The sequence below is a fragment of the Rhodococcus sp. 077-4 genome (assembly GCF_047782425.1).
Taxonomy (GTDB): domain Bacteria; phylum Actinomycetota; class Actinomycetes; order Mycobacteriales; family Mycobacteriaceae; genus Rhodococcoides.
Genome location: NZ_JAJPWC010000002.1, coordinates 1,404,172 through 1,429,673, shown reverse-complemented (window position 1 = coordinate 1,429,673; position 25,502 = coordinate 1,404,172). Strand labels below are relative to the sequence as shown.

The 25,502-nt window shown below is 65.1% G+C and carries 24 protein-coding genes and 1 riboswitch; of the genes, 14 read left to right on the top strand and 10 right to left on the bottom strand.

Features of this window, described 5'->3' with window-relative positions:
- Window positions 1-107 precede the first annotated feature (107 nt).
- Window positions 108-1,904 carry an acyl-CoA dehydrogenase gene (locus tag ACNEOT_RS15840; RefSeq protein WP_415974982.1) on the top strand — a complete coding sequence of 599 codons (1,797 nt, stop codon included), beginning with the start codon at window positions 108-110 and terminating at the stop codon, window positions 1,902-1,904.
- Between the two features lie 27 nt (window positions 1,905-1,931).
- On the top strand, window positions 1,932-2,693 hold the full coding sequence (locus ACNEOT_RS15835) for an SDR family NAD(P)-dependent oxidoreductase (protein WP_415974981.1): 762 nt from the start codon (window positions 1,932-1,934) through the stop codon (window positions 2,691-2,693).
- A 6-nt stretch (window positions 2,694-2,699) separates the two neighbouring features.
- Here ACNEOT_RS15835 and ACNEOT_RS15830 read toward each other — a convergent pair whose 3' ends face one another.
- The 3 genes from ACNEOT_RS15830 to ACNEOT_RS15820 all read right to left on the bottom strand — a co-directional run bounded on the left by ACNEOT_RS15830 (window position 2,700) and on the right by ACNEOT_RS15820 (window position 4,487).
- The gene (locus tag ACNEOT_RS15830; protein WP_415974980.1) at window positions 2,700-3,968 is read right to left on the bottom strand and encodes a cupin domain-containing protein; all 1,269 of its coding nucleotides are present in this window, start codon (window positions 3,966-3,968) and stop codon (window positions 2,700-2,702) included.
- Window positions 3,965-4,225: a BatC protein gene (locus tag ACNEOT_RS15825; RefSeq protein WP_415974979.1), complete on the bottom strand. Its 261-nt coding sequence runs from the start codon at window positions 4,223-4,225 to the stop codon at window positions 3,965-3,967. Before ACNEOT_RS15825 ends, ACNEOT_RS15830 begins: the two co-directional genes overlap by 4 nt.
- Before the next feature lie 103 nt (window positions 4,226-4,328).
- Complete coding sequence (locus ACNEOT_RS15820) at window positions 4,329-4,487, bottom strand: hypothetical protein (protein WP_415974978.1); 159 nt, start codon at window positions 4,485-4,487, stop codon at window positions 4,329-4,331.
- 44 nt (window positions 4,488-4,531) lie between these two features.
- Between ACNEOT_RS15820 and idi the strand changes: the two genes are divergently transcribed.
- The 12 genes from idi to gcvP all read left to right on the top strand — a co-directional run bounded on the left by idi (window position 4,532) and on the right by gcvP (window position 15,094).
- A complete protein-coding gene (gene idi / locus ACNEOT_RS15815) occupies window positions 4,532-5,140 on the top strand; it encodes an isopentenyl-diphosphate Delta-isomerase (RefSeq protein WP_415974977.1) in 609 nt (202 codons plus the stop codon).
- A 27-nt stretch (window positions 5,141-5,167) separates the two neighbouring features.
- The gene (locus ACNEOT_RS15810; protein ID WP_415974976.1) at window positions 5,168-5,803 is read left to right on the top strand and encodes an NUDIX hydrolase; all 636 of its coding nucleotides are present in this window, start codon (window positions 5,168-5,170) and stop codon (window positions 5,801-5,803) included.
- 66 nt (window positions 5,804-5,869) lie between these two features.
- A complete protein-coding gene (locus tag ACNEOT_RS15805; RefSeq protein WP_415974975.1) occupies window positions 5,870-6,472 on the top strand; it encodes a CDP-alcohol phosphatidyltransferase family protein in 603 nt (200 codons plus the stop codon).
- A 32-nt stretch (window positions 6,473-6,504) separates the two neighbouring features.
- Window positions 6,505-7,341: a DUF881 domain-containing protein gene (locus ACNEOT_RS15800; RefSeq protein WP_415974974.1), complete on the top strand. Its 837-nt coding sequence runs from the start codon at window positions 6,505-6,507 to the stop codon at window positions 7,339-7,341.
- Window positions 7,338-7,766 (top strand): small basic family protein, encoded by a 429-nt coding sequence (locus tag ACNEOT_RS15795; RefSeq protein WP_415974973.1) that lies wholly within the window; start codon window positions 7,338-7,340, stop codon window positions 7,764-7,766. The genes ACNEOT_RS15800 and ACNEOT_RS15795 overlap by 4 nt, the downstream gene beginning before the upstream one ends.
- Before the next feature lie 3 nt (window positions 7,767-7,769).
- Window positions 7,770-8,519, top strand: a complete 750-nt coding sequence (locus tag ACNEOT_RS15790) for a DUF881 domain-containing protein (RefSeq protein ID WP_415974972.1) — start codon at window positions 7,770-7,772, stop codon at window positions 8,517-8,519.
- Window positions 8,520-8,560: 41 nt separating this feature from the next.
- Complete coding sequence (gcvH, locus tag ACNEOT_RS15785; protein ID WP_415974971.1) at window positions 8,561-8,965, top strand: glycine cleavage system protein GcvH; 405 nt, start codon at window positions 8,561-8,563, stop codon at window positions 8,963-8,965.
- A 213-nt stretch (window positions 8,966-9,178) separates the two neighbouring features.
- The gene (locus ACNEOT_RS15780) at window positions 9,179-9,676 is read left to right on the top strand and encodes an FHA domain-containing protein (protein WP_415974970.1); all 498 of its coding nucleotides are present in this window, start codon (window positions 9,179-9,181) and stop codon (window positions 9,674-9,676) included.
- Window positions 9,673-10,410, top strand: a complete 738-nt coding sequence (locus tag ACNEOT_RS15775) for a MerR family transcriptional regulator (RefSeq protein WP_415974969.1) — start codon at window positions 9,673-9,675, stop codon at window positions 10,408-10,410. Before ACNEOT_RS15780 ends, ACNEOT_RS15775 begins: the two co-directional genes overlap by 4 nt.
- A gap of 99 nt (window positions 10,411-10,509) precedes the next feature.
- Window positions 10,510-10,983 (top strand): bifunctional nuclease family protein, encoded by a 474-nt coding sequence (locus ACNEOT_RS15770; RefSeq protein WP_415974968.1) that lies wholly within the window; start codon window positions 10,510-10,512, stop codon window positions 10,981-10,983.
- A 397-nt stretch (window positions 10,984-11,380) separates the two neighbouring features.
- Window positions 11,381-11,938: a MerR family transcriptional regulator gene (locus tag ACNEOT_RS15765; RefSeq protein WP_094642346.1), complete on the top strand. Its 558-nt coding sequence runs from the start codon at window positions 11,381-11,383 to the stop codon at window positions 11,936-11,938.
- 12 nt (window positions 11,939-11,950) lie between these two features.
- Window positions 11,951-12,048, top strand: a riboswitch (glycine riboswitch).
- Between the two features lie 193 nt (window positions 12,049-12,241).
- Window positions 12,242-15,094 carry an aminomethyl-transferring glycine dehydrogenase gene (gene gcvP, locus ACNEOT_RS15760; protein ID WP_415974967.1) on the top strand — a complete coding sequence of 951 codons (2,853 nt, stop codon included), beginning with the start codon at window positions 12,242-12,244 and terminating at the stop codon, window positions 15,092-15,094.
- 61 nt (window positions 15,095-15,155) lie between these two features.
- Here gcvP and ACNEOT_RS15755 read toward each other — a convergent pair whose 3' ends face one another.
- The 7 genes from ACNEOT_RS15755 to ACNEOT_RS15725 form a co-directional block, all read right to left on the bottom strand.
- A complete protein-coding gene (locus ACNEOT_RS15755) occupies window positions 15,156-16,295 on the bottom strand; it encodes a metallophosphoesterase (RefSeq protein WP_415974966.1) in 1,140 nt (379 codons plus the stop codon).
- 3 nt (window positions 16,296-16,298) lie between these two features.
- The gene (locus ACNEOT_RS15750) at window positions 16,299-17,960 is read right to left on the bottom strand and encodes a substrate-binding domain-containing protein (protein WP_415974965.1); all 1,662 of its coding nucleotides are present in this window, start codon (window positions 17,958-17,960) and stop codon (window positions 16,299-16,301) included.
- Window positions 17,961-18,027: 67 nt separating this feature from the next.
- On the bottom strand, window positions 18,028-20,202 hold the full coding sequence (locus tag ACNEOT_RS15745) for a malate synthase G (RefSeq protein ID WP_415974964.1): 2,175 nt from the start codon (window positions 20,200-20,202) through the stop codon (window positions 18,028-18,030).
- A gap of 65 nt (window positions 20,203-20,267) precedes the next feature.
- The gene (locus tag ACNEOT_RS15740; RefSeq protein WP_415974963.1) at window positions 20,268-21,200 is read right to left on the bottom strand and encodes a 3-methyladenine DNA glycosylase; all 933 of its coding nucleotides are present in this window, start codon (window positions 21,198-21,200) and stop codon (window positions 20,268-20,270) included.
- Window positions 21,201-22,340: a hemolysin family protein gene (locus tag ACNEOT_RS15735; protein ID WP_415974962.1), complete on the bottom strand. Its 1,140-nt coding sequence runs from the start codon at window positions 22,338-22,340 to the stop codon at window positions 21,201-21,203.
- Window positions 22,333-23,712 carry a hemolysin family protein gene (locus tag ACNEOT_RS15730; RefSeq protein ID WP_415974961.1) on the bottom strand — a complete coding sequence of 460 codons (1,380 nt, stop codon included), beginning with the start codon at window positions 23,710-23,712 and terminating at the stop codon, window positions 22,333-22,335. Before ACNEOT_RS15730 ends, ACNEOT_RS15735 begins: the two co-directional genes overlap by 8 nt.
- A gap of 342 nt (window positions 23,713-24,054) precedes the next feature.
- Window positions 24,055-25,491: a GuaB1 family IMP dehydrogenase-related protein gene (locus tag ACNEOT_RS15725; protein ID WP_415974960.1), complete on the bottom strand. Its 1,437-nt coding sequence runs from the start codon at window positions 25,489-25,491 to the stop codon at window positions 24,055-24,057.
- Window positions 25,492-25,502 lie beyond the last annotated feature (11 nt).

The window sequence follows — 25,502 nt, the reverse complement described above, 5'->3', positions numbered from 1 at the left end:
CGGTGTAGCCGGCGAACCCTGACTTGTATGGTGAGGTTGCAGTCACGTGCGTCACAGCGCCTGTCGGTCGGTGTGCGCACGTGTTCCCCTCGCGAACGGAGAAGTGAATGTCGGATGTCCTCTCGCGACGCGACCTGGATTTTCTGCTGTACGAATGGTTGGACGTAGCTGCACTGACTGCTCGACCACGTTTCGCAGAACATTCGCGGGAGACCTTCGACGCTGTTCTCGACCTCAGTGCGGACATCGCCCGCAAGCATTTCGCGCCGCACAACAAGAAGGCGGATGCCCAGGAGCCGACCATGAATGCGGACGGTTCGGTCGAGCTGATACCCGAGGTCAAGGAAGCGCTCGACGTATATGCGTCGGCAGGTCTGCTCGCCGGGCAGTTCGACGAGTCGATCGGCGGCATGCAATTGCCCGCGACCGTGTCCAGGGCGGCAATGGCGTTCTTCCAAGCCGCGAACGCAGGGACCTCCTCGTACCCGTTCCTCACCATGGCCAATGCAAATTTGATCGCCACCTACGGCACACCGGATCAGGTGCGCGATTACGTCCGGCCCATGCTCGACGGGCGCTGGTTCGGCACCATGTGCTTGTCGGAACCGCAGGCCGGGTCGTCACTTGCCGACATCACGACCAAAGCAGTGCCGCAGGGCGATGGCAGCTTTCGCATCACCGGTACCAAGATGTGGATTTCCGGTGGCGATCACGAGCTCACCGAGAACATCGTCCACCTGGTGCTCGCGAAGACTCCGGGAGGACCGCCGGGAGTCAAGGGCATCTCCCTGTTCATCGTGCCCAAGTTCCTCCCGAACGGCGACGGCGGTATCGGGACGCGCAACGACATCGTGCTGACCGGTCTCAATCACAAGATGGGCAACCGCGGCACCACCAACACTCTGCTGGCGTTCGGGGACGGAACCCATTCTCCCGCTGGGCAACCCGGAGCAATCGGGTTCCTCGTAGCCGAGGAGAACAAGGGATTGTCGTACATGTTCCACATGATGAACGAAGCTCGCATCGGCGTCGGATTTCTGGCCATCGCGCTCGGTTACGTCGGCTACCTGAAGTCGGTGGAGTACGCGAAGACGCGTACCCAGGGAAGGCCCCTCGGTGCCAAGGATCCGGCCGCTCCTCCGGTCGCGTTGATCGAGCATGCAGACGTTCGCCGGATGCTGTTGGCGCAGAAGTCCTATGTCGAAGGCGCACTTGCCCTCGGTCTCTACTGCTCGCGCCTGGTCGACCATCAGGACTCGGCAGCCGACGACGCAGAAGCAGCGCGATCCACTCTGCTGCTCGACGTCCTGACGCCCATCGCCAAGAGCTGGCCGTCTCAGTGGTGCCTGGAAGCCAACAGTCTGGCCATCCAGGTGCACGGCGGCTACGGATACACCCGCGATTACGACGTCGAACAGCACTACCGTGACAATCGTCTGAACGCCATTCACGAAGGCACGCACGGCATTCAAGGGTTGGATCTGCTCGGCCGCAAGGTGATCATGCAGGGCGGCGCGGGATTGGCTCTGCTCGCCGAACACATCGGGGAGACAGTCGAACGGGCGATCGCAACAGGCGGTGACGCTGGACGGTTCGGCAGCGAATTGCAGGCGCGCTTCGGCAGAATCGTCGAGATCACCGCGGCAGTGTGGGGTACCGGCGATGCTGCTGTGGCACTGGCGAACTCCACGGCCTATCTCGAGGCCATGGGGCATACGGTGATCGCGTGGATGTGGCTGGAGCAGCTACTGGCAGTGGGTGCGAAAGCCGGCGACTTCTACGATGGAAAGCGTTCTGCAGCACGGTATTTCTTCGTGTACGAGCTCCCGAAGGTGGATGTGCAGCTCGATCTGCTGGCGCGACTGGACCGCACGACCCTCGATATGTCACCCGCCTGGTTCTGAGTACGAGTCACAAGGAGATTCACACCGATGTCGATCTTGGACAAATTCCGATTGGACGGCCGCGTCGTCATCGTCACCGGCGCGTCGTCCGGACTCGGCGTGGCATTTGCCAAAGCAGTCGCCGAGGCCGGAGCGGACGTGGTGCTCGCCGCACGGCGAGTCGACAAGTTGGCGCAGACGGCGAAGTTGATCGACAGCGTCGGAGGACGATCGATCACGGTGGCCACCGATGTGGTCGACCCCGATCAGTGCACCGCGATGGTCGATGCCGCGGTGGCGGAGTTCGGCAAGGTCGACGTTCTGATCAACAATGCCGGTGTCGGCACCGCGTACCCGGCAACCCGGGAGACACCCGAGCAGTTCCGCTCGGTGATCGACATCAACTTGAACGGGTCGTACTGGGCAGCGCAGGCATGCGGTCGGGTGATGGCACCCGGCAGTTCGATCGTGAACATCTCCAGCGTTCTCGGGCTCACCACAGCGGGCCTACCGCAGGCGGCCTACAGCGCCAGCAAGGCGGCCATCGTCGGCCTCACCCGCGATCTCGCTCAGCAGTGGGGCGCGCGTAAGGGCATCAGGGTCAACGCCATTGCACCCGGCTTCTTCCAGAGCGAGATGACCGATTCGTATCAGCCGGGATACCTCGACTCGATGGCTCCGCGAATGATCCTCGGACGCACGGGCGATCCCGAGGAACTGGCCGCAACCGCGATCTGGCTCGCGTCCGAAGCCGGGGGATACGTGACGGGTCAGACCATCGCGGTCGACGGCGGGATCACGATCACCTGACGAAGATCACCGGGCGGTGGGTGTCGGAACGGCGATGCCTTCGCGGATGAGTCTGCGCGCCACGACCAATGCGTCGTCGGTGTCGAGGCCGGGCAGCGTATCCAGGCGGCACGGTTCACCTCGGATCAGCAGTTCGAGGGCATCGTCGCACTGGGGAGGCATCGTCACGGTCTTGGTGCGTAGCACCACCGATACGGCTTCGGCCGATCGCTCGACGCGTGCGAATACTCCCGGCCGGAGCTGGATCGAGTCCTGGCCTCGTAGCGCTCCCATCGCGGCAATGCTGCTCAGTGGGCGCACCGGTGCCGGACGAACGAGCTCGTCGTAGCGGTCTGCGACACGGTCGGCAAGCTGTCGAATCGCGTCGGGGTCTCGGGCAATCTCGTCGAGTGCGGTTCGCATGGCGTCCAGAACCCGCTGCACGTGGGGAACCACGGAATCGGGGTCGGTGGGGTCGAATCCTGCGGGCAGCGGTGCACGCAATCGTTCCACGTCACCGAGCGCTCGCAGCGTGTGATGTGCGATGTCGTAGTCGTTGAACGCCGCAACGCCGACGGTGAGGTGAACGGTGGTGTCGCCTAGCGCCTGTGCCGAGTGAATCCACCCACGCGGAAGGTAGAGCACGTCACCGGGTTCGAGGACGACGTCGAGTTCTGGCATGCCGAGAGCCTGTTCTTCGACCTCCGGACGTCGATCCGACCACGGTTGATCGTTCAGCGGATGAACGTGCACGGGGGAGTGAACGGTCCACCTCTTGGTACCTGCGATCTGGACCACGAACACATCATGGACGTCGTAGTGCGGCGAAAAGCCCTGCGAGGCAGCCGGAGTGATGTACGAGTTCACCTGAACGGGATGGCCGATCTCACGAACGAGATCGCCGACGAAATGAATCAGCGGTGGCCACAGGCGATGTAGGCCTTGTAGGACAAGGGTGTTTCCAGCTGCGAACTCGGCCAGCACGGCACCCGAATCCACCTGGTCGGTCACCTCGGCACCGAATCCGCCGGATGCTGTGAACTGCGCTCTGTCCACCAGGCGGCCGTCCTTGGCCATGCGCACGAACGGGGTGCGGACACCGCGTTCGGCAATCAACTCGTCCACCGCGTCGAGCGTCATCAGATCGTCGAACGACCCTGTGAGATCGGCAGATCGGGTGAGCTTGGGCGCGACACCCCAGTACCGGTCTGCGAACGTGCCGAGGTCGATGCCGGTGAGACGACGAAGCGCGGACCGGTGATCCGATCCGCGCTCGTCGCTCGAGTCAGTGCTCAAGCGGTGCCGTCTGCGCCGCCGTCGTGCCCACCGGGGTTCGATCCGCCGTCGGCCGGGCCTTCGCCTGCTCCGGCGGGGCCGTCCGCTCCGCCGTCGTGACCGTCAGGATTGGATCCGCCGTCGGCGGGTCCTTCGCCTGCTCCGGCGGGGCCGTCTGCTCCGCCGTCGTGACCGTCAGGATTGGATCCGCCGTCGGCGGGTCCTTCGCCTGCGGCTCCGCCCGTGGTGGTGGTGATGTCGTCGTCGTTGATGCTCATCGAAATCCTTCCGGTCGTGGAGGTTCGTGTGCCCGCGCATCGCGAGAACACCGGTGGTATTGACGCAAACTCTGTTTCTCAAACAGCGATCGCGTCGTCGATGTCAGGCCGAGTCTTCGGCGATCTCCGGCGCGTTCTCTCGCGTCGCCATCCCGCCGCCGCCCCCGCCGTCGACCGGTCCTGGCCTTCCGCCCTTCGGCGCGTCCGATTCGGCTGCGTCGTCCGTCGAGGTGTTCTTGTCGGCTTTGTCGTCACGTCCCATGGTTCGACAGTAGACCGCCGTGCGGGCCGTGGGACGATGGAACGATGGATCGATCTCGAGGGCAGCATGTGGTGTTGCTGGACGACGAAGGCCGCGCGGTCGGCACACAGGACAAGGCGACCGTTCATACGTTGGACACCCCGTTGCATCTGGCCTTTTCCAGTTACGTCGTCAGATCGGACGGTGCCGTGCTTCTCACTCGTAGAGCATCGAGCAAAACGACGTGGCCCGGGGTGCTGACCAACACGTGCTGTGGCCATCCGGCTCCCGGGGAGGCGCTCGCCGATGCGGTGATACGCCGCATCGGCGAAGAACTGGGACTGCACGCCACCTCGGCCGAGCTGGTGCTCCCGCACTTTCGGTACCGGGCGGTGATGGACAACGGGATCGTGGAGAACGAGATCTGTCCCGTGTACCGCGTGCTCGTCGACGAGAACGCGACACTCGATCCCGATCCCCTCGAGGTGGACGAGACTCGATGGGTGTCGTGGGACGAGTTCTCCGCGGGGGTGCGCGGCGGCACCATCGATGTATCACCCTGGTGTCGAACGCAAGTGGAGCAATTGTCCGCTCTGGCCGACGAGCCGCTCGCCTGGCCGGCTGCGGCGAACGAACTGCTTCCCCCTGCCGCCCGTCTTGCCGACGCGCACTGATGCTGTCGAGGCTCCGAGGTCGGTGCTGTGAGCGTCGACGCATCCGGTGAACCGAACGAGGACCGTCTCGGTCGGGCTTCCGTCGCCCACGAACTCGAACGCTTCATCCCTCGCACTGCCGAAGCCGAAGGACTTCGGGCTGCCGCGGTCGCTGTGGCGATCGGCGGGGAGCCGGGGGATCGGCGCATGCTGCTGACGAGGCGACCGAATCGGTTACGCGCGCATCCCGGCCAGTACGCACTGCCGGGCGGCGGCGTCGACCCGGGTGAAAGCAGGGTGCACGCATGTCTGCGGGAACTGGCCGAGGAGTTGGGAATTCGAGCCCGTGCGGCAGACGTACTCGGCAGGCTCGACGACTACGTCACCCGGTCCGGCTACGTCATCACTCCGTTCGTCGTGTGGGTGGGCGACTATGCGTCTGCCCTCGACCCCAGCGAGGACGAGGTTGCCGAGGTCTTCGAAGTGACGGTCGACCAACTCGACGTCGACGCCGAGTTCGTAGCGATACCCGAATCTCCCCGACCCGTTATCCGCTGGCCCTACGGAACCGGTGCCATCCACGCTCCGACCGGCGCGATCGTGCACCAATTTCGCGAGGTGGCACTGCACGGTCGACACACCCGAGTCGCGGACTTCGAGCAACCCGTGTTCGCGTGGCGCTAACGTGGCCGAAGAGTGGCCGACGGCACGGCCGGTGCGAGGAGCAGGACGAGACGGAGGTGATCGCCGATGACGGACGACAGTGAGCTCGAAGTATCGGATCGCATTGCGACCGTTCCCAATCTGCTCAGTGCCATCAGGCTCGCAGGCGTTCCCTTGTTCCTGTACCTCATCCTCGGTCTGGAGGCCGACGGGTGGGCCCTGGTGATTCTGCTCGTCAGTGGTGGAACCGATTGGCTCGACGGCAAACTCGCGCGCATGCTCGGTCAGGCGTCGAAGCTCGGTGCCGTTCTCGACCCGCTGGTCGATCGGCTCTACGTCGTCAGCACTCTGGTCGCCTTCGTTCTGCGCGGCATCATTCCCTGGTGGGTCGCAGCGATACTGATCGGCCGCGACGCTGTGCTCGGCGTGACCATGATCGTCTACCGCCGCAGATCTCTGCCGCCTCCGGACGTCATCTACCTCGGCAAGGCCGCCACCTTCGTGGTCATGATCGCGTTGCCGGTGCTGCTGGTCTCGGCGGGGAGCAGTTCGCTGGCCGATGGTGCGGGCCCACTCGGCTACGCGCTGCTCATCTGGGGCACAGCGCTGTACACCTGGACCGGTCTGCTGTACCTCGGTAAGGCGATCGCTGTCGCGAAGGCAGTCGCCCCGACGGCGGCCGGCACCTGACGGTGGAGTCCGAGGATCGACCGGTCGCACGAGTGCAGAGGAATCCCGTCCCGTCGCTGTTGACGTCGTTGCTGACCGACCATCTCGACCCCGGATATGCGGCCGCGGCGGCCGAACGCACGGCGCAACACACTCGCAAGCAACGCATACCCGGTGCGCTCTGGTTGCTGACCGGAGCCGTCTCCGCAGGGTTGATATTCGGAATCGCGTTCTCGCAACTGGCGTCCGGTGCCGATGTCGACCGTGCCGGTGCCGATGCGTCGGCCGCCGTCCGCGGCGCACAGGACCGCAGCGCTGAACTGGAAGCAACGCGAGAAGAACTGGCCGAGCAGGTCTCGTCGGAACGCGACCGAGCGCTGCAGTCCGATGCCTCGGGCAGTGCTCTGTCGGAGCGATTGAGCGCCGTGGAATCCGCCGCGGGAATCGACACTGTTTCCGGGCCTGGACTGTCGGTTGTCGTCACCGAACCGGTGGCCGCGGACAGTCCTTCGGACCGGTCGGTGCGCACGGGTTCGGGTGCTGCCGTGCTCGATCGCGACATCGCCGCGATCGTCAATTCTCTGTGGGCGAGCGGCGCGGAGGCGGTATCGGTGGACGGGATCAGAGTCGGCCCCAATGTGACCATCAGGCAGGCGGGCGGGGCCCTGCTGCTGGACAATCGGCCCATCGGCTCACCCTACGAAATCGACGCGATCGGACCGCCGCAACGAATCCAGGTGCAGTTCGTCGTCAGCGATGCGTACCTACGGATGAGCACCGTGGCGCAGTTGTACGACGTCGGGTTCTCGGTGCGCCCGGCCACCGATCTCGAGCTCGGTCCCGCTGTTGTGAGAGAGTCGTTCGAGGCACAGGAAGCAGGGCCACGATGACGGAGCACGATTTGCCCGATGACGTACCCGCCGAGCCCGATGTGCACGCACTGTCGGACGCACCGATCACCCCGACCCACGGGGTCTATGCTTTCGCCGCTCTCACCGCACTGATCGTCGGCGTCGTCATCGGTACGGTCGCGGGCCCACAGGTTCCCGCCGTGGTCGCGCCCTATCTACCGATCGCCGTCGTGGCGGCGATCGACGCGGTGTTCGGTGGTGTACGGGCATTTCTGGACGGCATTTTCGATGCCAAGGTGTTCGTCGTCTCGTTCGTCTTCAACGTCCTCGTCGCGGCCCTGATCGTGTGGCTCGGCGACCAGCTCGGGGTGGGAACACAGCTGTCCACCGCAATTGTCGTCGTTCTCGGAATTCGTATCTTCGGCAATGCCGCCGCTCTGCGCCGCCGTCTGTTCGGTGCCTAGACGATGACGGCAGGCAGCGGACGACACGGTTGGCGCGCTTGGCGCTCGGGTGCGCAGAGGCGAAGGCGCGGAACGGTTTTCGGCGTACTCGCACTTGCGCTGCTGTGCGTTCTGGGAATCGGTATAGCCACGCAGGTACGCGAGACCGACACCACCGACAGTCTGGAGAACTCCCGGCCCGAGGACCTACTGGTCGTGCTGGACACCCTGACCCGGCGAGAGGCGTCCATCCGCGACGAGATCAGTGCGTTGCAGGCCACCCTGACTGCGCTGCGTCAGTCCGGTTCGGGATCGGAGGCGGCGGTGGCGCAAGCGCAGGAACGATTGTCCGCGTTGTCTGTTCAAGTCGGCACCGTCGCGGCACAGGGTCCGGGCGTGACGCTGCTGATCGAGGACCCGAACTCGGGCGTGGGATCGGAAGTGTTGCTCGACGCGATGCAGGAGTTGCGCGCCGCAGGTGCCGAAGCGCTTCAGATCGAGGGCGGCGGCAGCGCGGTCCGCATCGGCGTCGATTCGTGGATCGCCGGTCCCGCGGGTCGGGTGGTGGTCGACGGTCGAGAACTGAGAGCCCCGTACACCTTCACGGCCATCGGAGACGCGCCGACGCTGGCGTCGGCGTTGAACATTCCCGGTGGGGTGGTCGACACGGTGGCTCGCAACGGTGCGACGTCGAGTATCGCGCAGTCGGGCCAGGTCACGGTGTCCGCCTTGCGGGATCCGCGCCCGCGTCAATACGCTCAGCCCGGTAACTGACCGCCCGATCGCCCCGGGCCACGATCGAAGGGAATGCCGCCTTGAGCGACATCGACGCACCAGCTGATCTGTACTACACACCCGAGCACGAGTGGGTGCAGCGCACGGGGCCTGCAACGGTGCGAATCGGTATCACCGACTTCGCGCAGGCGCAGCTGGGAGACGTGGTGTTCGTTCAGCTTCCCTCCGTCGGCGACACCGTCACGGCCGGCGAGTCTCTCGGGGAGGTCGAATCGACCAAGAGCGTGTCCGACGTGTTCAGCCCTCTGACCGCGAAAGTGGTTGCCGTGAACCAGGATCTGGACGGCGAACCGGACAAGGTGAACTCGGGGCCGTACACGGGAGGCTGGCTGATCGATCTCGAGGTTTCGACACCGGAGGAGTTGGACGCGGCAGTGGCGCAGATGCTCGATGCCGCCGGATATGCTCTGATCACGGCCGAGTGATCGGCCGGTTGTCGACACCGGCCAACAGGCCACACGGTCCCCGCTGCGCAGGGTACGGTCGACACCGAGCGAATATCCTGTCGGGGCGACGGTCCAGCAAGCTGTACGACGCCACGCAACACCGAACGCCAAGCACCACCTGATGTGAAGACCATGTACTGCGTTACCCGCGGCGTTCTCTGCCCCGGGTGAACGGACTGAGAAGGAGTAACGGTGAGCCAGAACGACAACGACAGCAACTACGGGGAGTCACCGGCAGAGACCACCTCGGTCTTCCGTGCAGATTTCCTCCAGGAGCTGGACAACTCTGCGGCCGCCCAGAGCACCGAAGCTCCGGTATCGGGCGTCGAAGGGTTGCCTGTCGGTGCTGCTCTGCTCGTCGTCAAGCGCGGACCCAACGCCGGTTCGCGGTTCCTCCTCGATCAGCCGACCACCTCGGCCGGTCGACACCCCGACAGCGACATCTTCCTCGACGACGTCACCGTCAGCCGTCGGCACGCCGAGTTCCGGCAGGACGAGGACGACTTCCAGGTAGTCGACGTCGGCAGCCTCAACGGGACGTACGTCAACCGCGAGCCGGTCGACTCCGCAGTTCTGGCCAACGGTGACGAAGTGCAGATCGGCAAGTTTCGTTTGGTGTTCCTGACCGGACCACGCGGCGGTAACGAATCTCAGGTCGGCGACACGTCTGCGGGTGCAGGAAGCCAGTGACCGCCGTCGGGCAGCAGTCCAACGGGGGGATGTCGATTGGCTCCGTCCTCGATCGACTTCGGCCCGACTTTCCTGATGTCACCATTTCGAAGATCCGGTTTCTCGAAGCAGAGGGCCTGATTTCACCGGAACGCACACCGTCGGGATACCGGCGATTCTCGATCGCCGACTGTGAGCGCCTGCGATTCGTGCTCACCGCCCAGCGTGATCAGTACCTGCCGCTCAAGGTGATCAAAGAGCAACTCGAAGCCATCGACCACGGTGTCGCCACCGTGGAGCGGGCCGACGCGTCCGTCAGGCGGCCCCGGTCGCTCACGGTTGCGGCGGGCGAGGTCTCGCCCGAGGAGTTCTTGCCGGACCGTGAAGTTCGTATCGGCAAAGCCGATCTTCTCTCGCAGGCCGGCATCGACGACGCGTTTCTCACCGAGTTGCTACGGGCCGGACTGATCACTCCTGGGCAGGCCGGTTTCTACGACGACGGTGCCGTGACGCTTGCTCGAACGGCACACGCAATGTTGCAGTTCGGTCTCGAAGTGCGGCACCTGCGTGCGTTCAAGCTGGCGGCCGATCGCGAGGCCGGTCTGGTTGCGCAGATCGCCGGACCGGTCGCCAAGGGTCGAGACGCCGGCGCGCGAGACCGCGCAGAAGAAATGATTCGTGAGTTGGCGGCACTGTCGTTGACTTTGCACACCTGCTTGGTCAAAGCGGCGGTGCGCGGTGCACTCGACCGGTGACGCTCGCTCGTGCCGTTTCGAATTCCAATAGACTCGGTTGCGACGGGCGCTCCCAGCTTTCGGTGCAGCCCGAATTTCTCGAGGTGAGAGGCGGACACGATGAGTGAGATGCGTGTGGTCGGTATTCGTGTCGAACAGCCACAGAATCAGCCCGTGCTGCTGTTGCGTGAGGCGGACGGCGACAGGTACCTCCCGATTTGGATCGGTCAAACCGAGGCTGCCGCAATCGCTTTGGAGCAGCAGGGTGTGCAACCCGCTCGACCGCTGACCCACGATCTCGTCAAGAACCTGATTTCGGCACTGGGGCACGAGCTCAAAGAGGTGCGAATCGTGGATCTGCAGGAGGGCACCTTCTACGCAGACCTCGTGTTCGACAAGGACATCAGGGTCTCGGCCCGGCCGTCGGATTCTGTTGCCATCGCGCTGCGGGCCGGGGTGCCGATCTTCGCCGAGGAGCCGGTGCTCGCCGAGGCCGGTTTGATCATGCCCGACGAGCGCGAGGACGAGGTCGAGAAGTTCAAGGAATTCCTCGAATCGGTGTCGCCGGACGACTTCAAGGCCACCGACGGGTAACAGAAGAGTCTCAACCTCAACTTTAGGTTCAGGTTTACGGCGCGTTGCGTTGAATCTGCCCCCTCGCCCCCATAACGTTCGTGCCAGTGAAGTTCATCGCCGGCGCTGGTCGAATCCGGTGCAGTTCACGCCTCGCCGATAACCGACGAGGCGTAGTCTGACCTGGTACACGGTATGACTTCACGCGAGTACACCGGGACATTTCTCAGGTCCCGGACGGATCGCAGTACTGACTCGATCCGAACGCAGTGAGACATCCGAGAGGGAGCAGTCAGTGGGAGATCAGCCGCAGCAGCATCACGGCAGTCGAAAGTCCGATGCCGCAGGCCGGACCGAGGACACGCCTGTCGGTGCCGATGCTCGGGTCGACGCCCCCGACCAGGCGTCGAGCGCCCGGATCGAATCGCCTCAGGACATCCAACCCGGATTGTTCCCCGACGACTCCGTGCCCGACGAACTCGTGGGCTACCGCGTCCCCAGCGCGTGCCAGATCGCCGGTATCACCTACCGTCAGCTCGACTACTGGGCCCGTACCGGGCTCGTCGTCCCGTCGATCCGAGGCGCAGCGGGCTCGGGAAGCCAGCGGCTGTACTCGTTCAAGGACATGCTGGTCCTCAAGATCGTCAAGCGGCTCCTCGATACCGGCATCTCGCTCCAGAACATTCGCGTCGCCGTCGATCACCTTCGCCAGCGTGGCGTAGGTGACCTCGCCAACATCACGTTGTTCTCCGACGGCACCACCGTGTACGAGTGCACCTCGGCAGAGGAAGTCGTCGACCTGCTCCAAGGTGGTCAAGGCGTGTTCGGGATCGCTGTGAACGGCGCGATGCGCGAACTCACCGGCACAATCGCCGACTTCCCGGCCGAACGAGCAGACGGCGGCGAAAGCCAGCCGAGCCCCGAGGACGAGTTGGCCTCACGCCGCAAGAATCGCGCGAGCCGCAAGACCGGCTAGACTACTCTCCGTCGCGCCTGCGCGGGAGAGTTCCGAGGCATCCAGTCTCGGACGCCGAAGGAGCAATACCTCCCCGTCAATCTCTCAGGCACACGGACCGTGTGGGCTTCGACAACTCTGGAAAGTGGTGGGAGCACCCACCCGCCCAAGGGGAAAGGTGCCGGCGCGCTGTCTCTACGCGCCGTGTCCGACCGAATCTCTCAGGCGCACGCGTCAGCGGGCACACGACAGAGGGGGAGGAGCGGCCGGCGCACATGCCTCGGCCGTCCGACGCCTCGTCTTTCCGGCCCCTGGGAGAACACCGTGACCGACCGAATCGCCTCGCCCGCATCCACTTTCGTGAACCGACACATCGGGCCCGACGCTACCGAGCTGGTCCGCATCCTCGACTCGATCGGCGTCGGCAGTCTCGACGAGTTGGCCCGCAAAGCAGTTCCCGCGTCGATCCTCGACACCGTGGTCGACGGAGTGCCCGACGGATTGGCAACCCTGCCTCCTGCCCTGAGCGAGCACGAGGCGCTTGCCGCGCTCGCGGACCTGGCCGGGCAGAACACCGTGGCCACATCCATGATCGGCCTCGGCTACTACGACACCTTGACCCCGCCGGTGCTGACCCGCGGAATTCTGGAGAATCCAGCCTGGTACACCGCCTACACGCCGTATCAGCCGGAAATCAGCCAGGGTCGGCTCGAAGCGTTGCTGAATTTCCAGACCATGGTCGCCGACCTCACCGGCATGGACGTGGCAAATGCGTCGATGCTCGACGAGTCCACGGCTGCAGCTGAATCGATGACCTTGATGCGGCGCGCGAACAGAGCATCGAAGTCGCCTCGACTACTGGTCGATTCCGATATCTTTCCGCAAACCGAAGCCGTACTGGCCACCCGCGCCGAGCCGCTGGGGATCGAGTTGGTCTACGCCGATCTGACCGACGGCCTGCCCGACGGAGAATTCTTCGGTGTGTTGGCGCAGCTGCCGGGCGCGTCGGGGCGTCTGGTCGACCTGACCGCGACCATCGACGCCGCGCACGAGCGAGGCGCGCTGGTCGCCGTGGGTGTGGACCTGCTGGCTGCCACCGTCGTGACTCCGCCGGGTGAGATCGGCGCGGACGTCTGCTTCGGTACCACTCAGCGTTTCGGTGTTCCGATGGGATACGGCGGACCGCATGCCGGTTACCTCGCGGTGCGGTCCGGTCATTCCCGTCAGCTACCGGGTCGACTCGTCGGGGTTTCACTCGATGCAGACGGACACCGCGCCTACCGATTGGCGCTGCAGACCCGCGAGCAGCACATCCGCCGTGAGAAGGCGACCTCCAACATCTGCACAGCGCAGGTGCTGCTGGCCATCGTCGCTGCGATGTATGCCAGCTACCACGGCGCGGATGGATTGCGCGCCATGGCAACTCGCGTGAACGCGCATGCTCGAAGCGTGGCGGCGGGTCTGCGGGAGTCGGGCGTCGAGGTGGTGCATTCCGATTTCTTCGATACCGTCCTCGTGGCGGTCCCGGGTAGGGCTCGAATCGTCGTCGACGCTGCCAAGCAACGCGGCATCAATCTGCGAACGGTCGATGCCGATCACGTGGCCGTTGCGTGCGACGAGGCGACGACGTCCGACCATGTCGCGAACGTGCTCGCCGCGTTCGGTGCAGGAGACGCCGGTACGGGTGCGGAGTCGTTGCCGGCACACATGACTCGCACCTCCGAGTACCTCACTCACCCGGCGTTCACCCGGTACCGCACCGAGACGGCAATGCTCCGATACCTGCGCGCGTTGTCCGACAAGGACATTGCGCTGGACCGCAGCATGATTCCGCTGGGTTCGTGCACGATGAAGTTGAACGCAACCGCGGAGATGGAGTCCATCACCTGGCCGCAGTTCGCCCGGCAGCACCCGTTCGCTCCGGCGTCGGACGTGCCCGGTCTGCTGCGGGTGATCGCCGACCTCGAACGATGGCTCGTCGATATCACCGGCTATGACGCGGTCAGTCTGCAGCCGAACGCGGGAAGCCAGGGCGAGTATGCGGGTCTGCTCGCCATTCGCCGCTATCACCTCGACAACGGCGATGCCCAGCGCACGGTGTGCCTCATCCCGTCGAGTGCACACGGCACCAACGCTGCCTCGGCGGTCATGGTCGGCATGCGCGTGGTCGTGGTGGCCTGTCGACCCAACGGCGACGTCGATGTCGACGACCTGCGCGCCAAGATCTCCGAGCACGCAGAGGCACTCGCCGCGATCATGATCACCTACCCCTCGACCCACGGCGTCTACGAGCACGAGATCTCCGAGATCTGTGCGGCGGTGCACGACGCAGGCGGTCAGGTGTACGTCGACGGGGCCAACCTCAACGCTCTTGTCGGACTGGCGCGACCCGGTCGGTTCGGCGGCGACGTCAGCCACCTGAACCTGCACAAGACGTTCTGCATCCCGCACGGCGGCGGCGGGCCCGGAGTCGGCCCCATCGGGGTTCGGTCGCACCTGCAGCCGTACCTACCGGGTCACCCGCTGGCCCCACAACTCGGTTCGGGACCGACGGTGTCCGGAGCCCCCTACGGCAGCGCGTCGATCCTGACGATCACCTGGGCCTACATCGCGATGATGGGTGCGACGGGGCTCCGGCAGGCAACGTTGACGGCAATCGCGTCGGCCAACTACATCGCCCGCCGTCTCGACGAGTACTTCCCGGTGCTCTACACCGGCGACAACGGGATGGTTGCCCACGAGTGCATTCTCGATCTTCGCGGGTTGACCAAGGACACCGGCGTCACCGTCGACGATGTCGCGAAAAGGTTGGCGGACTACGGCTTTCACGCGCCCACCATGAGCTTCCCGGTGCCGGGAACGCTGATGGTCGAACCGACGGAAAGCGAGAACCTCGAGGAGATCGACGCGTTCTGCGACGCGATGATCGCCATCAGGGGAGAGATCGACCGTGTCGGATCCGGCGAATGGACGGTCGAGGACAATCCGCTTCGGGGTGCGCCCCACACTGCCCAGTGTCTGGTCGCCGACTGGGATCACCCCTACTCGCGGGAGCTCGCGGCCTACCCCGCAGGCTACGACCGACCGAAAGTGTGGCCCGCGGTGCGACGCATCGACGGCGCGCACGGAGACCGTAATCTGGTGTGCTCGTGCCCGCCGATCGAGGCTTTCGCCTGAACCGAGAACAGTGCCCGCCACGTCGACGTGGCGGGCACTGTCGTATCGGTTGCCGCTGGGATCAAGCCTGCGTGAGCCGAAGCATCGAGATCTCGGGTGGAGCCGCAACTCGCACCGGTGGACCCCACGCTCCTGCGCCGCGGGTGGTGTACAGCGTCGTGTTGCCGATGGTGTCCAGCCCCTCGACGCTCGGCTGCTGCAGCGGAACCAGGTATCGCAGCGGCCAGATCTGACCCGCGTGGGTGTGTCCGGAGACCTGCATGTCCACTCCGAAGTCCGAGGCCTCCACCGCCTGCTTGGGTTGATGAGCCATCAGCAGCACGAAGCGGTCGGGATCGATTCCGTTCAAGGCCGCGCCGAGGTCGGGTTCGTACGGTGCCGGGGCAGTGGCGTCGTTGATGCCGGCGATGTCGATTGCTGCATCGCCACGAGTGATCGTCGTGCGCTCGTTTCGCAGCACATCGATGTCGAGCGTCGACCAGAAGTCCAGCCATTCGCCGCCGTCCCCGGCGTAGAACTCGTGGTTGCCGCTGACGCCGAACACGCCCAGCGGCGCGTCGAGATCGCGCAGCGGCTCGAGGTCGGCACCCACCAGGGGAACCGTGCCGTCGATGAGGTCTCCGTCGAGCAGTACGACATCCGGGTTCTGCGCATTGACCGAATCGACGACCGTGCGCACGAACCCGGCACCGCGCGAGGGACCGGCATGGATGTCGGATACCAACGCCACACGCAGACCGTCGAATTCGGCCGGTAGCCCGCCGAGTGCGACGTCGGTGTTCGTCACTCGCGGACTCGCAGCCTCGACGAGTCCGTACCCGACGGCGACGACGCTGACGAGTGCCACCGCCGCGGAGCCGATCCTCGTCACGCGCAGACGAACTGCGGACGAATCTCTACGCCTCATCGCGAAGACTGCTCGGACGACGAGGCTGACGACTCCGACGAGGACGGTTCCCAGAAACAGATACAGCACGACGGCGAGCCAGGTGAGGCCGACGAAAGCGGGACCGCGCGCCCAGGACGGATCGAGTACCACGCCGCTACCGAAACCGATCACCGCGCACAGCCAGAGGACGGTCAGCACAACGTCGATCGCCCGCCTCGGACGTGTCGGCATCCTGGTGACCGAAAGAAATCGCCAATGCAGGAACAGGGTGACGAGAAGGAGGAAGACGCCGACAAAAAGTACGCGAGACATGTTCTAGTACAGCAACTTTCCGAGTAGTTCGATGAATTGCGAAGAATCGGACGTCGGCACCGTCGTGGCAGTGCCGCCCGTCCGGGCTGCGATGTCGGTGAACGCAGAGGCGTCGGCGTTGTTGCCGATCATCACGACGTTCACCGCGACCGGACGCGCAGCATCGGAGGTCAGGTCGGTGAGCAGGTCCTGCGTAGTCGCCGACGCGTCGTCGTTCGGGCCGTCGGTGATCAACACGACCGAATTGGCGCGTCCGGGGACGTATCCGGCCACCGCGTCGCGATAGGCCGCAAGCAACGACGCAGCGGAGTGAGACGCAGTTTTCGGGGTCAACGCGGTCGCGCTGGATTCCAACGCTGTGCGCCTGGGCGTAGTGCCGATCGGAGCCGACATCGGACCGGTCGGAACGTCGACCCGATAGGGCAGTGAGTTGCCCAGATCCTCACTGAAACTCCACAGGCCCAGTTCGGTGGAGTCGGGCACTCGCTCGAACTGCTCGCCGAGGGCCCGAACCGTGTTCTGCAGACGTGTCGCGCTGCCTTCGGCCGTGCCCATCGACTCGGACACGTCGAGCAGGACGGTGGCCCGACGCGGCAGGACCGGGTTCGTCAGCACGGCCAGCAGTGCGTCGGCGACAGGTCCGGACGGAGCAGCGACGGCCTGCGCGTCCTGCGCCTCGGCGGCGTCGAAGCCTGCACCCGCGAATAATTGCGCTCCCTCGGGTTGCCTCACGAACTCGACGAAGGCGGCAGCAGCTCGGGTCGAGGTCTCGTCGCCCGAGAGGACGACCGCGGGATGATCGGCGACCGGCGTCGGACCCTGCGGCCTGACAACCGTCAACGTCGACGAATCGGTCGAAGCCAGCTGCTGTTCGGTGACCGGAACTGCGTGAATCGGGGCGTCGGGGCCTGGCGCGTTCTCGAGGGCCGCGAGCGCGTCGTACGTCGTGGACGCCGACGTTGCAGAGGCCCCGGTGTCGGTGACGGCCAACTCCGACATCGCCGAGACCAGTTCTCGCGACGAGGCTTGCTCGACGGTCAGCGCCGTGGTCGGATCCCCGCGCACCCCGGCAGCGATTGCGGCGATCGCGAGTGTGGTTGCGCCGGTATCGGACCCGGTCGGAACGGCGAGACGGAGGCCGCCCCATTCGCCCAGTCCGAGCGCCTGCGGTTCGCGTTGCAGCCGAACCAGATCGGCCCAGCTCGAGCCCGCGGCGTTCAGAGCGTCGGCCACGGCGGACGGTGCAGCGAGAACGACCGGACTCGACGCCAGCGGCCGCGGGGTGCCGTCGACGGCTTTGCGGTCGGTGACCGCCTCGACGTCGCCCGACGACTGAGGTATCCACAGGCCTGGCCGGGCACCGAGGGCACCGACATCCCAGTTGTCGATACCGGAATTCAGGGCCGCCCGCACCGCATCCGAGGCGGTGGCTCGAACCTGCACTGTCACACAGTGATCCCGTACGACGGGGGCCGTGTCGTTGAATCGAGTGGCCAGTTGTTCGACGGGTCCGGAGATGTCGGGATCGGCGGCGACGGTGAGCACCGCCGATCCCTCCACACATGTATCGGCAGCTTCGATCCCTTGATCGGAAATGCGATCACGAAGTTGGAACCATCCGAGCACGGCCGCAACCAGAACCGCGATCGTGATCACGACGATCACGGGTCCGGCGGCTATCGAACGCCCGCGCCCTGTGTTCCGATGTTCACCCACGTGATCGACAAGACCGTCAGGCGTTGACGGCCTTGTACTCCCGTCGGCGGCGGTGCAGGATCGGCTCGGTGTATCCGTTCGGCTGGCTGGTGCCCTGGAAGATCAGGTCACTCGCCGCCTGGAAGGCGATGTTGGTGTCGAAATCGGGAGCCAACGGCTTGTACGTGGGATCCGCTTCGTTCTGACGATCCACCACCGGGGCCATCCGCTTCAACGACTCGCGCACCTGGTCCTCGGTGACGATGCCGTGGCGCAGCCAGTTCGCGATGAATTGGCTCGAAATACGGAGCGTCGCACGGTCTTCCATGAGCGCGATGTCGTTGATGTCGGGAACCTTCGAGCAACCGACGCCGTGGTCGATCCAGCGCACCACGTAACCGAGAATCGACTGCGAATTGTTGTCGAGTTCGTTCTGCTTCTCCTCGTCGGTCCAGTCCGTGGACGGCGCGAGAGGAATTTCGAGAATGTCGTCGACGGTTGCGCGCTTGGCCTGTGCGATCTCGTGCTGGCGGGCGAACACATCGACCTTGTGATAGTGCAAGGCGTGCAGCGTCGCTGCCGTCGGCGAGGGAACCCACGCCGTGTTGGCACCGGCCTTGGGATGGCCGATCTTCTGCTCGAGCATGTCGTGCATCAGATCCGGCATGGCCCACATGCCCTTACCGATCTGCGCCTTGCCCTGGAGGCCGGCGGCCAGGCCGGTGTCGACGTTGAAGTCCTCGTAGGCAGCGATCCACTTCTCGCCCTTCATCGCTCCCTTGCGAACGACGGGACCTGCCTCCATCGAGGTGTGAATCTCGTCGCCAGTGCGGTCGAGGAAGCCGGTGTTGATGAACACGACCCGCTCGGAGGCGGCCTGGATGCACGCCTTGAGGTTGACCGTCGTGCGGCGTTCCTCGTCCATGATGCCGACCTTGAGCGTGTTGGCAGGCAGCCCGAGAACCTGTTCGACACGGCCGAACAGCTCTGCGGTGAAGGCAACCTCGTCCGGTCCGTGCATCTTGGGCTTGACGATGTACAGCGAACCGGTACGCGAGTTGGACAGCACGTTGTCGGCGGTCAGCGAGTGCATACCGGCCAGCGAGGTGAACAGTGCGTCGAGAATGCCCTCGGGCACCTCGTTGCCGTCGGCATCGAGAATCGCGTCGGACGTCATGAGATGGCCGACGTTGCGGACGAAGAGCAGCGAGCGGCCGTGCAGCGCCAGCTCCGAGCCGTCGACCGAGGTGTACGTGCGGTCCTTGTTCATCGCACGAGTGAAGGTTTTGCCGCCCTTGGAGACTTCCTCGGTGAGATCGCCCTTCATCAGGCCGAGCCAGTTGCGGTAACCCAGAACCTTGTCGTCCGCATCGACGGCAGCGACGGAGTCCTCGAAGTCCATGATGGTGGTGACAGCCGACTCGAGCAGGACGTCCTTGACGCCCGCGCCGTCGGTCTTGCCGATCGGGCTCTCGGGATCGATCTGAATCTCGAAGTGCAAGCCGTTGTGCACGAACAGGATTGCCGACGGCGCGTCCGGTGCGCCCTGGTAGCCGAGCAGCTGCGACGGGTCCTTCAGGCCGACGGTGTTGCCGTCGGCCAGGGTCACGGTCAGTGATGCTGCGTCGACGACGTATCCGGTGGTGCCCACGTGCGAGCCGGAGCTCAGGGGCAGTGCCTCGTCCAGGAAGTCACGGGCAAACGCGATGACCTTGTCGCCGCGGACCCGGTTGTAGCTCGATCCCTTCTCGGCTCCGTCGGCCTCGGGAATGGCGTCCGTTCCGTAGAGCGCGTCGTAGAGCGAGCCCCACCGCGCATTGGACGCGTTGATCGCGAACCGGGCATTGAGCACCGGCACCACGAGCTGCGGGCCGGCCGTCGTGGTGATCTCGGTATCGACACCGGACGTGCTGATCTGGAAGTCGGCGGGCTCGTCGAGCAGGTAGCCGATCTCCTTCAGGAATGCCTTGTAGGCAGCGCGGTCGTAGTTCGGGCCCGCATGTTCGCCGTGCCAGGCGTCGACCTTGCCCTGGATCTCGTCGCGGACAGCCAGCAGTGACTTGTTCTTGGGAGCGAGATCGGTGATCACCGACGCGGCACCGGCCCAGAAAGCATCCGAATCTACGTCGGTACCCGGCAGCGCCTCCTTCTCGACGAAATCGAATAGGACCTTGGCGACCTGAAGTCCACCAGCCTGCACACGATCGGTCATGAATTCCTCACTCTTTCCGGTCACGGACACCGGCGACCGGTGTCCCCACGACAACGCTGTCGATGTTACTCGGCGGTAGGTGCGACGCCGAACTCGCCGCCGATCAGTAAATTCTGGCATCGAGCAATCAAAGCCGAACGTAGAGGTGCCGCTTCGGCCGACAACTCTCCCTGCGCACGGACGTATTCCGCGCGACCGGCCGAAGTCTCGATGCGAATGGGTTCGAGATCGAATTCGCTCAGGTCGTACGGACTCGCGCGCATGTCGATTGTCCTGGCCCGCAAGGCCAGCTCGAAACAATCGGTCAGGAACTCGGAATCGACGAGCGGGCCCAGTTTGTAGCTCCACTTGTACAGATCCATCGAGGCGTGAATGCAACCGGGCTGTTCCGATCCCAGACGTGAGTCCGGGGACAGGGCAAGCGCATTGCGCGGCGCAGCATCAGGGGTGAAGAAGCGGAAAGCGTCGTAATGGGTGCACCGCAATGTCATGGACTCGACCACGGCGTCGGTTCCCTGATGGCCGAGGCGCAGTGGCACTTGCTCGTGCCGCTGAGCCGAGCTGCCTCCGCGGTAGACCATTGCCCACTCGTGCAATCCGAAGCAGCCCAGCATCGGGGGTCGGTCTCGGGTGCCGACGAGCAGGCCGAGCGTGAACTCGATGCTCGATCGGCGCCGCTCCACCAGATCCGACCGCACCCGGAAGCCCGGCCCGTCGGCGGTGTCCACCTGCTCGTACGACGCGAACTCGGCGTAATCTCGCGCACGATCACCGGTGAGGACGACGCCGTGACCTGGATTCCATCGTCGCAGTTGACCCGGTCGGTGGCTGTAGTAGGTGAACAGAAAATCCAGCACCGGATGGACGCCGCCGTGGCCACGGTCGGTCAGATAGTCCCCGATCAGGTTCTCCACCCGTGCCGCATGCGCGGCGCGGCGAGAGGTCCACTCCGTTTCGCTCAGCGGCGTCGGCGTCGGCATCGGCATCGGGACCGGCATTCACACGTTCCGTGGGGGAGTGGCCGACGTCGACTTGAAGCTGGACGACGATTGACCCGGACGGGGTCCTGCCACCCGATGCGTGCCGTCCCGAACCGTTCCGACGAACTCCTCGACCAGGTCCTCGAGCGCGACTATGCCGACCGTGGCACCTGTCGCGTCGTGCACTGCTCCGAGATGGCTGCTGGCACGACGCAACTTCGTCAAGGCGTCGTCGAGCACCGTGTCGATGGAGACCACAGGTAGAGCCCGGACGTCGCTGCGGGGAATGACCGTGTCCGGGCCAGCCGAGTCGTCGGCCATGTCGTCGAGAACGTCCTTCAGGTGCAGGTAACCGACCAGCGCGCCGGCAGCGTCGCGCACCGGATAGCGAGAGAAGCCTGTCTCGATCACAGCGCGCTCGACGGATCCGAGCGTGGGTCCGAGATCGTGATCGGGCCCGGACAAAGCAATGCTGCGGACCTGGTGCGAGGGAATCAGAACCTCGGCGACCGTTCGACCGGACGTCTCGAGGGCCTGCCGCAACCGCCGATGCTCCTCGGCATCGATCAATCCTTCGGAACGCGATTCGCCGATCATCTGCGACAACTCGACCGCCGAGACCGAGGAGCTCAGCTCGTCCTTGGGTTCGATACGCAGCATCCGAAGGGTCAGGTTGGCGCAGAGGTTGTAGAACGAGATCAGCGGCAGCGCCACCTTGATGAACAGCAGATGGATCGGCACCAGGATCATCGCGGTGCTCTCCGGCCCCGCAATGGCGATGTTCTTGGGGACCATCTCGCCGATGAGGATGTGCAACACCACCACGAGCGTCAACGCGATGGCGAACGCGATCGGGTGCAGGAACGATTCGGGAATACCCACTGCATCGAGCGGAACCTCGATCAGATGCGCCACCGCCGGTTCGGCCACGCGGCCCAGAAGAATCGAGCAGATCGTGATGCCGAGTTGGGCAGCGGCGAGCATCTGCGAAAGATTCTGACCGGCTTCGATCACACTCTGAGCGCGCTTCTTGCCTTGCGCGAGCAGAGCTTCGAGGCGATCGCGTCGGGCAGAGATCAGCGCGAACTCCGCACCGACGAAGAATGCGTTGCCCGCGAGCAACAGAACAGCGAGACCGACTCCGAAGAGATCACCCATCGATCTCACCTTCCGATCTCATGCGAGCCACGGCTGCCGCGTCGACGGGCAGCAGTACCACCCGGTCGATCCGACGCCCGTCCATGCGAGTCACCCGTGCCACCCAACCGCCGTCCCGCTCGAGCGGATCCTCGTTGGCAGGCGGAGGCAGCAGAACCGAGTCTCCCTCGGCAGGGATGCGGCCCAGCTCGGTCAGCACCAGCCCGCCGATGGTCTCGTACTCACCCTCCGGTGCGAAATATCCTGTGGCCGAGGCGACTTCGTCGATACGAAGCAGGCCCGCGCAATCCCACCCGTCACCCGAGCGGGCGACGTCGAGTTCCGGCTCGTCGTGTTCGTCGCGCACGTCACCGACGATTTCCTCGATCAGATCCTCCATCGTGACCATGCCCGCGGTACCGCCGTACTCGTCGACGACGAGCGCGACCTGCATACCGTCGGCGCGAACCCGTTCCATCACCGCGTCACCGTCGAGGCTGGACGGTACGACCGGAACATCGCGTGCCAGCGACTCGACCGTTGTCGAACGGCGCTGTGAAATGGACACGGTGAACGCATGTTTGATGTGTACGACGCCGATGGTGTCGTCGAGATCGCCGTCGACCACCGGGAAGCGCGAGAAGCCGGTCCGTGCAGCCGTTTCGATCAGATCGGCCACGGTCGCGTCGGTGGCGAGCGTTTCGATCTTGACTCGCGGCGTCATCAGTTCCTCGGCCGTGCGATCGCCGAACTGCAGCGAGCGATCCACGAGCCGAGCGGTGTTCTCGTCGATCGATCCCTGCCTGGCGGAGGTGCGCACGAGCGAACCCAGCTCCTGAGGTGAACGTGCCGACCTCAACTCCTCGGCCGGTTCGATACCGAGGCGTCGGACCAGCCAGTTGGCCGAGCCGTTGAGCCCGTTGATCGCCCACTTGAAGATCAGTGAGAACCCGGCCATGGCTCCGGCGGTGACGCGGGCGGTGGACATCGGCTTCGCGATGGCGATGTTCTTCGGGACCAGCTCGCCGAAGATCATCGAGAACGAGGTGGCCAGGATCAGCGCCACTGCGAGCGAGATGCCCGACGCGAGCCGCTCCGAGGCACCCAACGCATCCGCCACCGGTCGAATGAAGCCTGCCAACACAGGTTCGGCCAGATAGCCGGTGATCAGTGTCGTGATGGTGATGCCGAGCTGCGCTCCGGACAGCTGGAAGGACAGCGTCTTGTGGGCGTGCAGAACCTGGCGCGAGCGCATGTCGCCGTTTTCGGCCTGCGCCTCGACCGCACTGCGTTCGAGAGCAGTGAGGGAGAACTCGGCCGCGACGAACAGCGCAGTACCCGCCGTCAAGGCAACGAAGCCGAGGAGGCTGACGATGGTGAGAAGAGTTGCCACGTTTCAGTCCCGCCTGAGTCGGGGCCGTCGAAGCTGGGACAGGAGCATCGCGCCACCGGACTGCAGGCGGCTGCCGAAATCGAGATCGCCGGGTTTCTCTCCCGGCTCGATAGAGGATCCCTCCGAAGTGGAACCGTCGTCGTGCTGCTCCGAGGTTGCCGGACCGGCAACCGAAATAGTGGGTGCCTCGGGCACCTGATTCCCTTCTGTCCGGTCCGCGCTGCGGGTCCACCGTGTGGAACCCGCGATTCGACGGCACCTGGGCTCGGGTGAACGGCCTCGGGCGCGCAGCGAGCGCGGACAACTGTGTTTGCTGTTGGAGAGTCTAACCGTGCTGTGCGGTCACCATCCGGACGGCAGGGGGCGCCCCTCGGCGAATCCGGCAGCGGACTGAACTCCCAGCACCGCGCGTTCTGCCAATTCCGGGAGGCTGCGAGCACCGGCGTAGGTACACGTGCTGCGAACTCCGGCACAGATGTGATCGATCAGATCCTCGACGCCCGGTCGATCGGGATCCAGCCGCATCCGCGAGCTGGAAATGCCCTCCTCGAACAAAGCCTTGCGAGCCCGGTCGAATGCACCGTCGGTGGCGGTGCGGGCAGCAACGGCTCGCTTGGACGCCATGCCGAAGCTCTCCTTGTAGCGGTTGCCCGACGCGTCGACCCGCAGGTCGCCGGGGGATTCGTAGGTGCCGGCAAACCACGAGCCGATCATGACGTTCGCAGCACCCGCAGCCAATGCGAGAGCAACGTCACGAGGATGGCGCACTCCGCCGTCGGCCCACACCGAAGCGCCGAGTTCGGCTGCAGCAGCGGAACAGTCGGCAACGGCCGAGAACTGAGGGCGTCCGACGCCCGTCATCATGCGAGTCGTGCACATCGCTCCGGGTCCGACGCCGACCTTGACGATGTCCGCACCCGCCTGCACCAGATCACGCGTGCCCTGCGCAGACACCACGTTGCCGGCAGCGAGAGGCACTCCGAGATCGAGGGAGCGGACCGCTGCGAGAGCGTCGAGCATCTTCTGCTGATGCCCGTGAGCGGTGTCCATCACGAGCACGTCGGCACCGGCCTCGACCAGAGCGATCGCTTTCTCTGCGACGTTGCCGTTGATGCCGACGGCGGCAGCGATGCGCAGACGTCCCGACGCGTCGACCGCGGGCGCGTAGATGCCGGTGCGAACAGCGCCTGTCCTGGTGATCACACCTGCGAGCGCCCCGTCGTCCTCGACGACGACGGCGAGGTGCGCATGGGCCGCCTCCATCAACCGGAAGACTTCCTCGGGCGACGCATGACGAGGAGCGCGCACGAAATCGGCGGACGCCACGGAACTGAGCCTGGCGAATCGGTCGACGTCGGTGCAGGCGCTCTCCGTCACGACTCCGACGGGCTTGCCGTTCTCGACGATGACCACCGATCCGTGGGCCCGCTTGTGCACCAACGCCAATGCGTCGGACACGGACTCGTTCGGTCCGAGAACGACCGGTGTGTCGGCGACCAAGTCTCGGCTCTTGACGAATGCGACGGTCTCGGCGACGGCCTCGGTGGGGAGATCCTGCGGGATCACTGCGATCGCTCCGCGACGTGCGACGGTCTCGGCCATCCGCCGGCCCGACACAGCAGTCATGTTCGATACGACGATCGGAATGGTCGTTCCCGAGCCGTCGACCGTACCGAGGTCGACATCGAATCGCGACGTGACGTCGGTTCGGTTGGGGACGAGGAAGACGTCGTCGTAAGTGAGGTCGTAGGGCGGATGGTGACCATCGAGGAACTGCACGTTGATCGAGA

Bases quoted from the DNA above. Each gene is read 5' to 3' on its own strand.
- ACNEOT_RS15840 (WP_415974982.1), top strand. From the start codon at position 108: ATGTCGGATGTCCTCTCGCGACGCGACCTGGATTTTCTGCTGTACGAA.
- ACNEOT_RS15835 (WP_415974981.1), top strand. From the start codon at position 1,932: ATGTCGATCTTGGACAAATTCCGATTGGACGGCCGCGTCGTCATCGTC.
- ACNEOT_RS15825 (WP_415974979.1), bottom strand. From the start codon at position 4,225: ATGAGCATCAACGACGACGACATCACCACCACCACGGGCGGAGCCGCA.
- ACNEOT_RS15820 (WP_415974978.1), bottom strand. From the start codon at position 4,487: ATGGGACGTGACGACAAAGCCGACAAGAACACCTCGACGGACGACGCA.
- idi (WP_415974977.1), top strand. From the start codon at position 4,532: ATGGATCGATCTCGAGGGCAGCATGTGGTGTTGCTGGACGACGAAGGC.
- ACNEOT_RS15805 (WP_415974975.1), top strand. From the start codon at position 5,870: ATGACGGACGACAGTGAGCTCGAAGTATCGGATCGCATTGCGACCGTT.
- ACNEOT_RS15795 (WP_415974973.1), top strand. From the start codon at position 7,338: ATGACGGAGCACGATTTGCCCGATGACGTACCCGCCGAGCCCGATGTG.
- ACNEOT_RS15790 (WP_415974972.1), top strand. From the start codon at position 7,770: ATGACGGCAGGCAGCGGACGACACGGTTGGCGCGCTTGGCGCTCGGGT.
- ACNEOT_RS15770 (WP_415974968.1), top strand. From the start codon at position 10,510: ATGAGTGAGATGCGTGTGGTCGGTATTCGTGTCGAACAGCCACAGAAT.
- ACNEOT_RS15755 (WP_415974966.1), bottom strand. From the start codon at position 16,295: ATGTCTCGCGTACTTTTTGTCGGCGTCTTCCTCCTTCTCGTCACCCTG.
- ACNEOT_RS15745 (WP_415974964.1), bottom strand. From the start codon at position 20,202: ATGACCGATCGTGTGCAGGCTGGTGGACTTCAGGTCGCCAAGGTCCTA.
- ACNEOT_RS15740 (WP_415974963.1), bottom strand. From the start codon at position 21,200: ATGCCGGTCCCGATGCCGATGCCGACGCCGACGCCGCTGAGCGAAACG.
- ACNEOT_RS15735 (WP_415974962.1), bottom strand. From the start codon at position 22,340: ATGGGTGATCTCTTCGGAGTCGGTCTCGCTGTTCTGTTGCTCGCGGGC.